The organism is Streptomyces sp. CY-1 (genome assembly GCF_047218265.1).
Taxonomy (GTDB): Bacteria; Actinomycetota; Actinomycetes; order Streptomycetales; family Streptomycetaceae; genus Streptomyces; species Streptomyces niphimycinicus.
This window is the reverse complement of sequence record NZ_CP178393.1, coordinates 1087062-1103632: the sequence shown is the minus strand read 5'-3', so window position 1 is coordinate 1103632 and position 16571 is coordinate 1087062. Positions and strand designations below refer to the sequence as shown.

The window sequence follows — 16571 nt, the reverse complement described above, 5'->3', positions numbered from 1 at the left end:
GGACCACGGATCAAGGGGGCTTGGCGATCACCAAGTAAGGGGGGATGAGGGGGGTGAATCAGGGGATTCTTCTAGTTTTCCGGTGTGAAGCTGGAGTCGGTGAAGCCACTGACGCATCACCGGGAACCCTGACCGCAGGGAGGGGAGAGGTGCATGCTGCGCACCGAACTGATCCGCCCGATCCAGGACCTCCTCACCGAACAGAGCCGCCGCTTCGGCGACAAAACCGCCTACATCGACGCCCGTCGCGCCATCAGTTACGCCGAACTGGAGGTGCGCACCCGTCGGCTCGCCGGCCATCTGGCCGGACTGAGTCTGCTGCCGGGTGACCGCGTGGCCATGTACCTCGGCAATCGCGTCGAGATGGTGGAGAGCTACTTCGCCGTCGTCCGCGCCGGTGGCATCGGCGTCCCGGTCAATCCGCATGTCTCCCAGGCCGAACTGGAACATCTGCTCACCGTCAGTGGCAGTCAGGTCGTCATCACCGACACCGCCCACCTGCCCCTGCTGCGCGGGTTGTCACGCGGGGCGAATTCGCTGACCGTGCTGGTCGTGGGGGAGGATCCGGTCCCCCCGGGCTGTCTGTCCTACGAGCGGTTCGCCAGCACCGAGCCGGACACACCGGCCCGCGACGACCACGGGCTCGACGACATCGCCTGGATGCTCTTCACCTCCGGCACCACCAGCAAGCCCAAGGGCGTGCTCGCCACTCAGCGCAACTGCCTCTGGTCGGTCGCCGCGTCGTACGTACCCGCGCTCGGCCTCACCGCCGAGGACCGGGTGCTCTGGCCGCTGCCCCTGTTCCACAGCCTCTCCCACATCGTGTGCGTACTGGCCGTGACGGCTGTCGGAGCGACCGCCCGGATCACCGACGGACACTCCGCCGAGGATGTGCTGGAGCAGTGGGGCCAGGAGCGCTCCACGGTCATCGCCGGTGTCCCCACGCTGTACCACTTCCTCGTCCGCGCCTCCAAGGCGCCCGGGTTCACCGCCCCGGAGCTGCGGGTGGGCCTGGTCGGCGGGGCCGTGACCACCGCGGCGCTGCGGCGCTCGGTCGAGGACGCCTTCGGGGCCCCGCTCATCGACGCGTACGGCAGCACCGAGACCTCGGGTTCGATCGCCATCAACTGGCCGACCGGGGCCCGGGTCGAGGGCTCCTGCGGACTGCCCGTCCCCGGCCTCGCCCTACGAGTGGTCGACCACCGCACCGGCCGCGACGTGCCCGACGGTGCCGAGGGCGAGGTGTGGGTCCGCGGCCCTAACATCATGGCGGGCTACCACGACCAGCCCGAAGCCACCGCCGAGGCGCTGCGGGACGGTTGGTTCCACACCGGCGACCTCGCCCACCGCGACCGGGACGGCTATCTGACGGTCACCGGGCGGCTCAAGGAACTCATCATCCGCGCCGGGGAGAACATCCACCCCGTCGAGGTGGAGGACGTCCTGCGGATGGCGCCCGGCGTGGCCGACGCCGCCGTGGTCGGCAAACCGCACGAGGTGTTCGGCGAAGTCCCCGTGGCCTTCATCGTCCCGGCGCCTGGTGGCTTCGACCCGGCCCAGGCGCTGGCCCTGTGCCGGGAGAGGCTGTCGTACTTCAAGGTCCCCGAGGAGCTGTACGAGATCGCGCGGATCCCGCGCACCGCGACCGGCAAGGTCACCCGGCACCGGCTGCTGGACGGCCCGGCACGGCTGCGCGCGGTCGGCAATACGTACCATGACGCGCTCTTCCGCACGAACTGGATCCCCCAGCCGTCCGCACCCCAGCCCCGGCCCGGCCAGTGGGCGCTGCTCGGACGGCAGGCTCCCGGGCTCGTCGGCCTGTTGCGGGCCACCGGCACCGAGCCGGTCGAATACGTCGACACGGATGGGCTGAGAGCGGCGGTGGCCGCCGGAAGCACACCTCTACCCGCCGTAGCCCTGCTGTCGGCGCCCGTGGATACCGGGGCCACCGAGGTGGTTCTGAGGGACGTCGAGGCGTGGCTCGCCTCCGCCGAATTGTCCGATGCGGTGCTGGTGGTGCTCACGCACAGCGCCGTGGCCACCGCCACGGGCGAGGACGTACGGAATCCGGAACAGGCCGCGCTGTGGGGGCTGGTGCGGTCCGTGCAGGCCGCTCATCCCGGCCGTATCGCCCTCGTCGACCTCGACGAGCCGGATGACGAGGCGTCTGTCGCCGCCCTGGTGGTGACGGTGGCCACGGGCGAGGCACAGAGCGCGGTGCGCTCGGGCGTCGTGCTGCTGCCACGGCTCGAACGCGTGGCGCTGGATGTGGGCCTGGGTGCGGGCGTAGGGCTGGATGCGGGCCTGGGTGCGGGCGTGGGTATGGACGCCGAGCGGGACAACTCCGTGTCCTTCGACCCCCACGGCACCGCGGTCGTCACCGGAGTGGACACCCGGCGCGGCGCCGCCATCGCCCGGCACCTGGTGGCCGGTTACGGCGTCCGCCGACTGCTGCTGATCGCCCCGCCGGGGCAGGGCGGCCGGGCCGCCGAGCTGTGCGCCCAGCTCACCGACGCCGGGGCCGATGTGCGGCTCGCCGAATGCGACCTGGACAACCGCACGAAACTGAGGCGCGCGCTGGCCAAGGCGGGCAGCCCACTGAGTGTGGTCGTACACGCCTGGGAGGCCGTGGACGAGCCGTCCGACGCGCGAGTGGCCGCCGAGGCCAGAACGCTGCACGAGCTCACCCGGAACGCCGACCTCACCGCGTTTGTGCTCTCCTCCTCGACCAAGGGACTGCTCGGCGCGGCAGGGGAGACCACCGAAGCAGCCTCCGCCGCCTTCCTCGACGCCTACGCCCAGCATCTGCGCATGCGGGGGGTACCGGCCCAGTCCATCGCCTGGGGGCCGTGGGAGGGGGAGACCGACGAGACGACCGGTGCCCTGACCCCGCAGCAGGCACTCGCGGCACTGGACGCCGCCCTGGCCGTGGGCCAGGCCCAACTCGTGGCGATGAAGCTCGACTTGGCGGACGTGCCCACCGGGACGTCCTCCCCGCTGCTCCAGGACCTGATCGACGTACCGGCCCGTACCGCCACCGTGGACGAGGCCGTCGCGGTCGCCCTGCGGGAACGGCTGATGGACGCGCACGAGGCCGACCGGGACCGGCTGCTCACCGATCTCGTCCGCGCACACCTCGCCGAACTGCTGGGCCTCGCCGACAAGCAGGCCGTCGAGCCCGAGCGGGCCTTCACCGACCTGGGCCTGACCTCGATCACCGTGGTGGAGCTGCGCAACCGGCTGAGCGAGGCCACCGGGCTCCGCCTGCCCGCCACCTCCGCCTTCGACCACCCCACACCGCTGGCGTTCGGGAGCATGCTGCGGCGTGAGCTGCTCGGTGGCGGTACGGCAGTGGCATCGGGGTCGCCGACTGCCGCGCTTCCGGCTCCTGTTCCGGCCGTGGTAGCGGGCGCGGGCGCAGTCGATGAGCCGATCGCGATCGTGGGGATGGCGTGCCGGTTGCCGGGTGGGGTCGGCTCGCCGGAGGAGTTGTGGGAGCTGGTTCTGGCGGGGCGTGAGGGTATCGGGGACTTCCCGGCGGATCGGGGGTGGGATCTGGAGAACCTGTTCGATCCGGATCCGGATCACGCGGGGACGAGCTATGCGCGTCAGGGCGGTTTTCTCTATGACGCGGGGGAGTTCGACGCGGATTTCTTCGGGATCTCGCCGCGTGAGGCGCTGGCGATGGATCCGCAGCAGCGGTTGCTGCTGGAGACGTCGTGGGAGGCGTTGGAACGGGCCGGAATCGATCCGGGCTCGTTACGAGGCCAGGATGTGGGCGTCTTCGCCGGGATGATGCATCAGAACTATGGAGTCGGCGTCACCGAAGGATCGGACACACCGGCCGGTCTGGAAGGCCACCTGATGACCGGCACCTCGGCGAGCGTGGTGTCGGGTCGGGTGTCGTACACGCTGGGGTTCGAGGGTCCGGCGGTGACGGTGGATACGGCGTGTTCGTCGTCGTTGGTGGCGTTGCATCTGGCGGCGCAGGCGTTGCGGTCGGGGGAGTGCTCGATGGCGCTGGCCGGTGGGGTGACGGTGATGGCCGGGCCGGACGCCTTTGTGGAGTTCTCCCGTCAGCGTGGGCTTGCTGTCGATGGGCGGTGCAAGTCGTTCGCGGCGTCGGCGGATGGTACGGGGTGGGCCGAGGGCGTGGGTGTGCTGGTGCTGGAGCGGTTGTCGGATGCGGAGCGGCTTGGGCATCGGGTGTTGGCGGTGGTGCGGGGTTCGGCGGTGAATCAGGATGGTGCGTCGAATGGGTTGACGGCGCCGAATGGTCCGTCGCAGCAGCGGGTGATTCGGCGGGCGCTGGCGGTTGCGGGGCTGGTGGCGTCGGATGTGGATGTGGTGGAGGCGCATGGGACGGGTACGCCGCTGGGTGATCCGATCGAGGCGCAGGCGGTGTTGGCCACCTATGGGCAGGATCGTGATCGGCCTTTGTGGTTGGGGTCGTTGAAGTCGAATATTGGTCATGCTCAGGCGGCTGCTGGTGTGGCTGGTGTGATCAAGATGGTGTTGGCGTTGCGGTGTGGGGTGTTGCCGCGGACGTTGCATGTGGATGAGCCGTCGTCGCAGGTGGATTGGTCGGCGGGTGCGGTGGAGTTGTTGACCGAGGAGCGGGTGTGGCCGGAGGTGGGGCGTCCGCGTCGGGCCGGGGTGTCGGGGTTTGGTGTGAGTGGGACGAATGCGCATGTGATTTTGGAGCAGGCTCCGGACCGGTCGGGGGGTGGTGTCCCGAGGCCGGAGGTGCCTGGTGGTGTGGTGCCGTTGGTGGTGTCGGGGCGTGGCGATGCGGGGTTGCGGGCGCAGGCGCGGAGGCTGCTGGACTTCGTCGAAGGTCAACCGGATGTGGGTGTGGCGGAGCTGGGAGCGGCGCTGACGTCCGGTCGGGCGGCGTTGTCGGATCGTGCGGTGGTGGTGGCGGGGGATCGGGTTGAGGCGTTGGCGGGGCTGGCGGCGGTTGCGGAGGGTGGTGGGGCGGGAAGGGCGGATGTCCTGGGTCGGGTGGTGTTTGTTTTTCCTGGTCAGGGGGCGCAGTGGGTGGGTATGGGGGCTGAGTTGTTGGAGTCGTGTGGGGTGTTTGCGGAGGCTTTGGGGGAGTGTGCGGGGGTGTTGGATGCGTTGACGGGGTGGTCGTTGGTGGATGTGGTGCGGGGTGTTGAGGGTGGGGTGTTGTTGGATCGGGTGGATGTGGTGCAGCCGGTGTCGTTTGCGGTGATGGTGTCGTTGGCGCGGGTGTGGATGGCGGCGGGTGTGGTGCCGGGTGGGGTGGTGGGTCATTCGCAGGGGGAGATTGCGGCGGCGTGTGTGGCGGGTGGGTTGTCGTTGGAGGATGCGGCGCGGGTGGTGGTGTTGCGGAGTCGGGCGGTTGCGGCGGGGTTGTCGGGTCGTGGCGGGATGGTGTCGTTGGGTGTGGGTGTGGAGGAGGCTGGGCGGCTGGTTGTGGGGTGGTCGGGTCGGGTGGAGGTGGCGGCGGTGAATGGGCCGTCGTCGGTGGTGGTGGCTGGTGAGGTGGCGGCGCTGCGGGAGTTGGTGGAGGAGTGCGGGGGTGCGGGGGTGCGGGCGCGGTGGGTGGATGTGGATTACGCCTCGCATACGGCGCAGGTTGAGGCGGTGGAGGAGGAGCTTGCCGGGTCGTTGGCGCAGATCCGGCCGGTGTCGTCCCGTATCCCGTTTTTTTCGACGGTGGAGGCGGGGTGGGTGGATACGGCGGAGTTGGATGCGGGGTACTGGTACCGCAACCTGCGGAGTACCGTACGGTTCGCGCCGTCCGTCGAGCGTCTGCTGGAGGAGGACTTCCGGGCGTTTGTCGAGGTGAGTGCGCATCCGGTGCTGACGATGAGCATCGAGGCGGCGGTCGAGCAGGCGGACGACGCGGGACCGGTTGTGGTGACCGGGACACTCCGTCGGGACGAGGGCGGCATGCGCCGTGTGCTCACCTCCCTGGGGGAGGCGTATGTACGCGGTGTCCCGGTCGACTGGACGGTGCTGCTCGGCGACATCCCGGCGCATGCCGCCCTGGATCTGCCGACCTACGCCTTCCAACACCAGCACTACTGGCTGAAGCGTGGCCACCGATCCGGTGAGGCCACCGCCGTCGGCCTCGCCGGTGCTCAGCACCCCCTGCTCGGCGCATGGGTGGAACTGCCCGATACGGACGGAGTGTTGTTCACCTCCCGGCTGTCGTTGAGCACTCACCCGTGGCTGGCCGACCACACGATGGCAGGAGCTGTCGTCCTCCCCGGCTCGGCGTTTGTGGAGCTGGCGGCACGTGCCGGTGACGAGGTCGGCTGCGGTGTCGTCGACGAATTGCTGATCGAGGCCCCGCTTGTGCTCACGGAGACCATGAGTGTGCAGCTCCAGGTGGTCGTCGGTGGGGCGGATGACTCCGGCCGACGCCGCCTCACCGTCCACTCCCGGCGGCAGGGCAACAGGACGAACGGGACGGACTGGACCCGACACGCCACGGGCACGCTCGCCGAGACCACCACCGAACCCGATATCGACCTCGCACCCTGGCCGCCGGCCGGAGCCACCCCCGTCGATGTGGACCAGGTGTACGACGATCTGGCACGCGGCGGACATGGCATCGGCCCCGCCTTCCGTGCTCTGCGCTCGGCGTGGACCCGTGGCACCGACATCTTCGCCGAGGTGGAGCTGGCCGACGACCAGCATGAGGAAGCAGAGCGCTGCACACTGCACCCCGCACTGCTGGAAGCCGTATGCCACGCCGACACTCACAGCGAGGCATCGGCGCTGCCCGTCGCCTACCGTGCGGTGTCCCTGTCCGCGGCCGGGGCGACCGCGCTGCGCGCGCGGATCAGCCCGGACGGTCAGGGGGGTGTGGCGCTGGAGCTGGCGGACTCCGCAGGTCGGGCGGTCGGGGCCGTGGGCTCGGTGATATCGCGGCCGCTCCCCGCCGACGGGCTGGTGTCGGGCGCCGGGACCGATCCGCAGGACGCGCTGTTCCAGGTCGAGTGGTGCCCCCTCCCGGTCGCTACGGCCGCATCCGCCCTGGCTCCCTCCGATCCGTTGACGGAGACGCTGACGGTCACGAGCCCGGCCGAGTTGACAACGCTCGCCGCCGCGCAGGGGAACGTACCGCCCTTCATCTGTGTGGACTTGGCGGACACCACCCACGGCCTCCGGGCGCTGACCTCGCAGGCGCTGGAGTGGGTCCAGGCGTGGCTGACCGCGCCGGAGACCGATTCGCGGCTGGTCATCATCACCCGCGAGGCCACCGACCCGATCAGTGCGGCGGTCCGGGGGCTCGTGCGCTCGGCACAGTCGGAGGCCCCGGACCGGCTGGTCCTGGTGGCGATGGACGAGGACGCCGCCTCCGGCGCGCTGCTCCCCGCCGCACTGGCCACCGGCGAACCGCAGATCGCCATCACCGCCGGGGCGGCGTCCGTACCGAGGCTGGTGCGCGCGACGCCGGATGAGGAAGAGCCACGGCGGCCACTGGACCCGGCGGGTACGGTTCTCGTCACCGGTGGCACGGGCGCACTGGGCCGGCTGTTCGCCCGGCACCTCGTGGCCGAGTACGGCGTACGCCACCTCCTGCTGGTCAGCCGTCGTGGCGGCGCCGCCGAAGGCGTGGCGGAACTGGAGTCCGAACTGGGTGCGCTGGGCGCGTCCGTACGCACCGTGGCCTGCGACATCGGCGACCGGACCGCGGTGGCGGAGCTGCTGGCCGCGCTTCCCGCCGAAGCGCCCCTCACGGCGGTCGTCCACACCGCCGGGGTCCTGGACGACGGCGTGGTCACCGCCATGACACCCGAACGGCTGGACACCGTCCTCCGCCCCAAGGCGGACGCGGCCCTCATCCTGCACGAGCTGACGCGCGACATGGACCTCGCGGCGTTCGTGGTGTTCTCCTCGGCCGCGGGCGTCTTCGGCAACCCCGGACAGGCCAACTACGCCGCGGCCAACGCCTTCCTGGACGCACTCGCGCAGCGGCGCAGGGCGGCAGGGCTCGCGGCCACCGCGCTCGCCTGGGGCCACTGGGCGCTCAGCAGCGAGATGACCGCTCATCTCACCGCGGCCGACCTGCGCCAGCACACCCGGCGCTTCGGTATGAGCGCCCTGTCGGAGCAGACCGGTCTCGCGCTGTTCGACGCCGGTCTGCGCAGCGCCGCGCCCGCGCTGGTGGCGGCCCGGTTGGACCTCGCGGGTCTGCGCGCCCACGCGGCCACCACCCCGGTCGTCCCTCTGCTGCACAAGCTGGTACCACCGGGCCGCCGGATCGTGAGCCGGACGGCAACGCCGCGGACCGACCTCGTACGGCGGCTGGAGTCGGCGGACCCCGCCGAACGGGAGCAGACGCTGCTGGACCTGGTCACACACCACGCCGCCCAGGTGCTCGGGCACTCCTCGGCGGACGGTCTCGCCGCCGACAGGGCCTTCCGGGAACTAGGCTTCGACTCGCTGACATCCGTGGAACTGCGCAACCGGCTCAACGCGGTCACCGGGCTCCAACTTCCCTCGACCCTGCTCTACGACCACCCCAGCCCACTGGCCCTCACCAGGCATCTGCACACCGAACTGCTGGGGTCGCCGAGCACCCCCGCCGCCCCGGCACCCGCGGACAAGGCGTCCGACGATGGCATCGCCATCGTCGCGATGAGCTGCCGCTTTCCGGGCGGGGTGCACAGCCCCGAGGACTTCTGGCGCCTGATCAGCGAGGGCGGCGACGCCGTCGGCGACTTCCCGGAGGACCGTGGCTGGGATCTGTCGGCGCTCTACGACCGCGACCCGGACCACCCCGGCACCTCCTACGTCCGGCACGGCGCCTTCCTGCCCGATGCCGCCGGGTTCGACGCCGAGTTCTTCGGCATCTCGCCGCGTGAGGCGCTGGCGATGGATCCACAGCAGCGGCTGCTGCTGGAGACCTCATGGGAGGTGTTCGAGCGGGCCGGGATCGACCCGACCACGGTGGGCGGCAGCGCCATCGGAGTGTTCACCGGGATGAACACCCAGGACTACGCCATCCGCCTGCGCCACGTTCCGGACGAGGTCGAAGGGCACCGGATCACCGGCGTCTCCGCGGCCGTCCTGTCCGGGCGCGTGGCCTACACCCTGGGCCTGGAGGGTCCCGCGGTGACGGTGGACACGGCGTGTTCGTCCTCGTTGGTGGCCCTGCATCTGGCGGCCCAGGCGTTGCGGGCCGGGGAGTGCTCGATGGCGCTGGCCGGTGGGGTGACGGTGATGGCCGGGCCCGACGCCTTCGTGGACTTCTCCCGCCAGCGCGGACTGTCGGTCGACGGCCGGTGCAAGCCCTTCGCCGCCTCGGCCGATGGCACGGGGTGGGCCGAAGGTGTGGGCGTGCTGCTGCTGGAGCGGTTGTCCGACGCGGAGCGGAACGGCCATCGGGTGCTGGCGGTGGTGCGGGGCAGCGCGGTCAACCAGGACGGTGCGTCGAACGGCCTCACGGCGCCGAATGGTCCGTCGCAGCAGCGTGTGATCCGTCAGGCGCTGGCCAATGCGGGTGTGTCGGCCGCGGACGTGGACGTGGTCGAGGCGCATGGCACGGGAACGGCACTGGGCGATCCCATCGAGGCGCAGGCCATCCTCGCCACCTATGGACAGGACCGCGACCGGCCACTGTGGCTGGGCTCGGTGAAGTCGAACATCGGACATGCCCAAGCCGCCGCGGGCGTGGCCGGTGTGATCAAGACGGTCATGGCGATGCGGCACGGTGTCCTGCCGCGGACGCTGCACGTCGACGCCCCCACCCCGGAGGTGGACTGGTCGGCGGGTTCGGTGGAGCTGCTGACCGAGGAGAGGCCCTGGCCGGAGGCGGAACGCCCGCGCCGGGCCGGGGTGTCCGCGTTCGGCGTCAGCGGCACCAACGCCCATGTGATCGTCGAGCAGGCACCTGCCACCGCCACCGAGTCCGCTGTTCCGGACCCGCACGCGACCCCCGCCATACCGTGGGTCATCTCGGCCAGGAGCGCCGAGGCGCTGTACGGCCAGGCGGCCCGGCTCGCGGAATTCGCCCGCGAACACCCGGAACTCGACCCGGGCGACATCGCCCACTCGCTCATCACCACACGGGCCGCGCTCGACCACCGGGCCGTGGTCGTGGGCGGTGGGCGTGCGGAGTTGCTGAGCGGGCTGGACGCCATCACCGGGCCGAGCGATGGCCCCGTCGCGCGAGGAGTGCCGAGCCCCGGCAGGCTCGCGGTGCTGTTCACCGGACAGGGCAGCCAGCACACGGGCATGGGCCGGGAACTGCATGCGCGCTATCCCGTCTTCCGCGACGCCTTCGACGCGGCCTGTGTGCGACTGGACCGGCATCTGGTCGACGCCGGGCATGTCGCGCACCGCGTCCGGGACGTCGTCTTCGCCCAGCCCGGATCGCCCGAAGCGGAACTGCTCGACCGGACGGTGTACGCCCAGGCGGGGCTGTTCGCACTGGAGACCGCGCTGTTCCGGCTGTACGAGTCCTGGGGAGTGCGCCCCGACGCCCTCGCCGGCCACTCCGTAGGCGAGCTGACCGCGGCCCATGTGGCGGGCCTGCTGTCCCTCGAGGACGCCGCCGCGCTGCTGGCCGCGCGCGGACGGCTGATGCAGGCCCTGCCTGCTGGGGCGATGGTCGCGCTCAATGCCCCCGAGTCCGTGGTGCGGTCCCTGCTGGCCGATGAACCGGGCACCGTGGATATCGCCGCGGTCAACGGACCCGTCTCCGTCGTCGTCTCCGGCGACCAGGACGCGGTGGTGGCCGTCGAGCGGAAATGCGCGGCCGAGGGGTACCGGACCAAGCGGCTGCGGGTCAGCCATGCCTTCCACTCCGCGCATATGGACGGCATGCTGGAGGCGTTCCGCGCCGTCGCCGCCGGGCTGTCGTACGCGCCTCCGACGGTGCCCATCGCCTCCAACGTCACGGGCGACTGGGCCACCCCCGACCAGTTGTGCTCCCCGGACTACTGGGTCGAGCACGCCCGCAGGACCGTCCGTTTCCTCGACGGCGTCAGCACGCTCCACGCCGGGGGCGTCACGACCTTCCTGGAACTGGGGCCCGATGGTGTCCTCACCGCCATGGCACAGGAAGCGCTGGGCGACGGCGCCGATCCGGCCATGTTCGTGGCCACGTTGCACGGTGAACAGCCCGATCCGGTCGCCGCCGTGGCCGCGCTCGCCCGGCTGCATGTCCGTGGCGTCCCGGTCGACTGGACCGCGCCGCTCTCGGGGCCCTCGCGGCGCCGGGTCGACCTGCCGACCTACGCCTTCCAGCACCGGCGGTACTGGCCGGACGCCGTCCCCGTATCGGACCGGCCCGCAACGGACGCCACCACGGCAGGTGAGCTGCTTCCCGCACGTCCATTGCCGCCGGAGGCGGCAGCGCTCGCGGGCGGCGGTGCCACGGCCTTCGCCGAGCGGCTGATGGCGGGCACCGAGGCCGAGCGCCACCGGCTGGTCCTGGACGTGGTGTTGAACAGCGCGGCCGCGGTGCTGGGACACGACGACGCGTCGGCGATCGACGGCGCACGGGCCTTCCAGGAACTCGGCTTCGACTCCCTGAACGTGGTCCGGCTCCGCAACCGACTGCGCGATCTGACCGGCGCCGAACTGCCGACCACGCTCGCCTTCGACTATCCGACACCGGCCGCCCTCGCGTCGTACCTGCACGCACGGCTTCTCGGACGGGACACCGAAGGACGGACCGGATCGGCATGGGCGGCGGGCGATCCCACGGAGCCGATCGCGATCGTGGGGATGGCGTGCCGGTTGCCGGGCGGCGTGGCCTCGCCGGAAGATCTGTGGGAGCTGGTCACGGCCGGGGGCGAGGGCATCGGGGATTTCCCCGTGGACCGTGGCTGGGATCTGGAGAACCTGTTCGACCCGGACCCGGACCACGCGGGGACCAGCTATGTCCGGCGAGGTGGATTCCTTTACGACGCGACCGAGTTCGACGCCGACTTCTTCGGGATCTCGCCGCGTGAGGCGCTGGCGATGGATCCGCAGCAGCGGTTGCTGCTGGAGACGTCGTGGGAGGCGCTGGAGCGGGCCGGAATCGACCCGGCCTCGCTCCGCGGCCAGGACATCGGTGTCTTCGCCGGAATGGTCAACCACGACTACGCCAGCCGCCTCGACACGGCTCCCGATGGTTCCGAGGGCTACCTCATGACCGGCGGCGCGGGCAGTGTGCTGTCGGGTCGGGTGTCGTATGCGTTGGGGTTCGAGGGTCCGGCGGTGACGGTGGATACGGCGTGTTCGTCGTCGTTGGTGGCGTTGCATCTGGCGGCGCAGGCGTTGCGGTCGGGTGAGTGCTCGATGGCGCTGGCCGGCGGGGTGACGGTGATGGCCGGGCCGGACGCCTTCATCGAATTCTCCCGTCAGCGCGGGCTCGCCCCGGACGGCCGATCCAAGTCGTTCGCGGCTTCGGCGGATGGTACGGGGTGGGCCGAGGGCGCGGGTGTGGTGCTGGTGGAGCGGCTGTCGGATGCGCAGCGGCTTGGCCATCGGGTGTTGGCGGTGGTGCGGGGTTCGGCGGTGAATCAGGACGGTGCGTCGAATGGGTTGACGGCGCCGAACGGTCCGTCGCAGCAGCGGGTGATTCGCCGGGCGTTGGCGGTTGCGGGGCTGGTGGCGTCGGATGTGGATGTGGTCGAGGCGCATGGGACGGGTACGCCGCTGGGTGATCCGATCGAGGCGCAGGCGGTGTTGGCCACGTATGGCCAGGGTCGGGATCGGCCTTTGTTGATGGGGTCGTTGAAGTCGAATATCGGTCATGCGCAGGCGGCTGCGGGTGTGGCTGGTGTGATCAAGACGGTCATGGCGATGCGGCATGGTGTCGCCCCTCGGACGTTGCATGTGGATGAGCCGTCGCCGCAGGTGGACTGGTCGGCGGGTGCGGTGGAGTTGTTGACTGAGGAGCGGGTGTGGCCGGAGGTGGGGCGTCCGCGTCGGGCCGGGGTGTCGGCGTTCGGGGTCAGCGGTACCAACGCCCACGTCATCCTGGAACAGCCCTCGGACGTACCTGAGCCCGCCTCACCTGCTCCGCAGTTGCCGGGCGATCTGGCGCTTCTTCCGGTGTCCGCGCGGGGCGAGGGCGCGCTGCGTGCTCAGGCGCAGCGGCTGTTGTCCTTTCTGGATCAGCGGCCGGATCAGGATCTCGGTGAGTTCGCTGTTGCGTTGGGTTGTGGGCGGGCGGGGTTGTCGGATCGTGCGGTGGTGGTGGCGGGGGATCGGGGTGAGGCGTTGGCGGGGTTGGGTGCGGTGGTGCGGGGTGAGTCGGCTGTGGGGGTGGTGTCGGGTTCGGTGGTGCGTGGTCGGTTGGGGGTGTTGTTCGCTGGTCAGGGGTGTCAGCGGGTGGGGATGGGGCGTGGTCTGTACGAGGTGTTTCCCGTGTTCCGGGATGCCTTCGACGCGGTGTGTGATGCTCTGGATCGTGAGTTGGGTGTGGGTGGTGTGTCGGGTTCGGTGCGGGATGTGGTGTTCGGGGATGGGGGGTTGTTGGGGCGGACGGTGTTTGCTCAGGCGGGGTTGTTCGCGGTGGAGGTGGGGTTGTTCCGGTTGGTGGAGTCGTGGGGTGTGGTGGTGGATGTGGTGGGTGGGCATTCGGTGGGTGAGGTGACGGCGGCGCATGTGGCGGGTGTGTTGTCGCTGGAGGATGCGGTGGTGTTGGTGGCGGCGCGGGGCCGGTTGATGGAGGCGTTGCCGGAGGGTGGGGTGATGGTGGCGGTGGGTGCGGGTGAGGGGGAGGTGCGGTCGTTGCTGGTGCCGGGGGTGGATATCGCCGCGGTGAACGGTCCTGCGGCGGTGGTGCTGTCCGGTGATGAGGAGCCGGTGCTACGGGTGGCGCAGGAGCTTTCGGGGCGGGGTTGTCGGACGAGGCGGCTGACGGTTTCGCATGCGTTCCACTCCGCGCGGATGGAGCCGATGCTGGCGGAGTTCCGGGAGACGATCGCCGATGTGTCGTTCGCCGCGCCGGTGATCCCCCTGGTGTCGAACGTAACCGGTGCGTTGGTGGACGCGGAGGTGGTGTGTGCGCCGGAGTACTGGGTGGAGCACGTGCGTTCGGCGGTGCGGTTCGCGGACGGTGTTCGGGCGCTTGCCGATTACGGTGTGAGCACCTACCTCGAGTTGGCGCCGGACGCGGTGTTGTCCGCGATGGTCGGTGACTGTCTGCCGGAGGAGTCGGCCGAAGAGTCCGTGGTGGTGCCGTCCCTGCGACGGGAGGGCGACGAGCCCCGCGCGCTGCTGTCCGCCGTGGCTCAACTGCATGTCGCAGGTGTACGCATCGACTTCGGCGCCCTGCTCGGCGGCGCCGTTCCGCCCGTACACCTTCCCGATCTGCCCACGTACGCCTTCCAGCGCGCGCACTACTGGCTCCATGACACCCCGCCCGCCGCTCACCAGAGCCCCGTCGGCGCCTCCGAGGACCCCGACGACGCCCGGTTCTGGGCCGCCGTCGAACGTGAGGACCTGGGTTCGGTGGCCGAGGCGCTGGACCTGGCCGATGGCGAGGGCGACCGTGCCGCCCTGGACGCCGTGGGCGGTGCGCTGGGCGTGTTGTCGGACTGGCGACGCAAGCGCGGTGAGAAGTCCGCGGCCGACCGGCTGCGCTACCAGGTCACCTGGAAGCCGCTTCCCGGTGCCGCCTCCGGCGTACCCACCGGCACCTGGCTGGTCGTCCTGCCGTACGGCTGCCGGGACGAGGAGTACGCGGCCCAGGTGGCCCCGGCGCTGAATCGCCAGGGTCTGCGCACCACGACCCTACGGCTCGACGGAGCCGAATCGGCGGACCGCGCCGCTCTCGCCGAAGCGCTGCGCGGCGCGCTGGCGGACCATGAGGACATCGGCGGAGTGCTGTCCCTGCTCGCGCTCGACCAGCGCATCCGTCCCGGCTCCGCGACGCTCACCGAGGGGGCCACGGCCACCTTGGCGCTGGTGCAGGCCCTCGGCGATCTGGGCTCTGGCCACCGTCTGTACTGCGCCACCGCAGGCGCGGTGAGTGTCGGAGCGGCGGACCGGCTCAGCGCCCCCGAACAGGCGGCGGTGTGGGGGCTCGGCCTGGCCGTGGCGCTGGAGCAGCCCGACCGATGGGGGGCGCTGGTGGACCTCCCGGATGTGTTCGACGACCGGGCCGCCCGGACCCTGCTCGGCGCGCTGGCCGATCCGGGTGACGAGGACCAGCTCGCGATCCGTGCCACGGGTGCGTTCGTGCGCAGGATGCGGAGTCATCCACTGCCCACCGCCGTGGCGAAGCCGGAGTGGCGGCCGCGTGGCACCGTCCTGGTCACCGGCGGTACGGAGGGTCTCGGCCGGCACGCCGCGCGCTGGCTGGCCGGTGCCGGTGCCGAACACCTGGTGCTGACCGTCGGGACGGATCCGGGGGCGCCGGATCCGGAAGCGCCGGATGTGGTGGCCCTGCGGGACGAGCTGAGCGGTCAGGGCGCGAAGGTGACGGTGTGCCCGGCGGATCTCACCGACCGGGACGCGGTCGAGCGGCTGCTCACCGGCCCCGCGGCGTATCCCGAGCTCACCGGCGTCGTGCACACCGCCGACCTGGCACGGATCGCCCAGACCGATGCCACCAGCGCCGATGAACTGGCCCGGACGCTGGCGGCCAAGGTCGACGGTCTGCTCCATCTGGACACGCTCCTGGCCGATCGGGAGCTGGACCTGTTCGTGGTCTTCTCCTCGGTCGCCAGCGTCTGGGGCGGTGGCGGTCAGGGACTGATCGGCGCGGCCAACGCACAGCTCGACGCCCTGATCGAGCGTCGCCGCGCCAGGGGGTTGGCGGCCACCTCGGTGGCCTGGGGTGTGATCGACGGCTTCGGGGTGGCCGCCGACGCGACGGCCCAGGAACAGTTGCGCCGCCGTGGTGTGCTGCCCATGGCGCCCGAGGCGGCCATGGCGGCCCTGACACACGCCGCCCGCCATGACGACACGCTCGTGGCCGTGGCGGACATCGACTGGGCGGCGTTCGTCCCGGCGTTCACCTCGCTGCGGCCCAGCCCGTTGATCGGTGACCTGCCGGGCGTGCAGGAGATCGTCGACAGCCTTCGGCCGGACGAGGCCACCGACGAGTCCGCCTCGGAGTTCCTGCGCGAACTGGCCGCGGGCTCCGACGCCGAGCGGGAACGCGCGCTGATGAAGGTGGTGCGCGAGAACACGGCCATCGCGCTGGGACACAGCGGTGTCGAGGCCGTCAAACCGCAACGCGCCTTCCAGGAGATGGGGTTCGACTCCCTCGCGGCGGTGAACCTGCGCAACACCCTCGGCGCCGCTCTGGGCACCCGGCTGCCCGCCACCCTCGTCTTCGACTACCCAACGCCCACCGCGCTGGTGGAGTACCTGCGCACCGAACTCCTGGGAGATCGGGGCGACGACGAGGTCACCGAGGCCGATGAGGAGGAGATCCGCCGCGTCCTGGCCTCCGTACCGTTCAGCCGGTTCCGCGAGGCGGGAGTGCTGGCCGCGCTGCGGTCGCTGGCCAGGACGGATGCGACCGCGGGGAACGGGAGTCGGCCGTCCGCCGACGAAGAGCTCGACCTGATCGATGGAATGGATATCGCCGGACTGGTCCAACGGGCATTCGACGGAACCCAGTTGTGATCGCG

General features: G+C 71.1%; 1 protein-coding gene. It reads left to right on the top strand.

Annotated elements, in window-relative coordinates; all coding sequences use genetic code 11:
* The first annotated feature begins 153 nt into the window (after positions 1 to 153).
* Positions 154 to 16566 (top strand): type I polyketide synthase, encoded by a 16413-nt coding sequence (locus tag ACK1X7_RS04635; RefSeq protein WP_413114669.1) that lies wholly within the window; start codon positions 154 to 156, stop codon positions 16564 to 16566.
* The last annotated feature ends 5 nt before the right edge of the window (positions 16567 to 16571 follow it).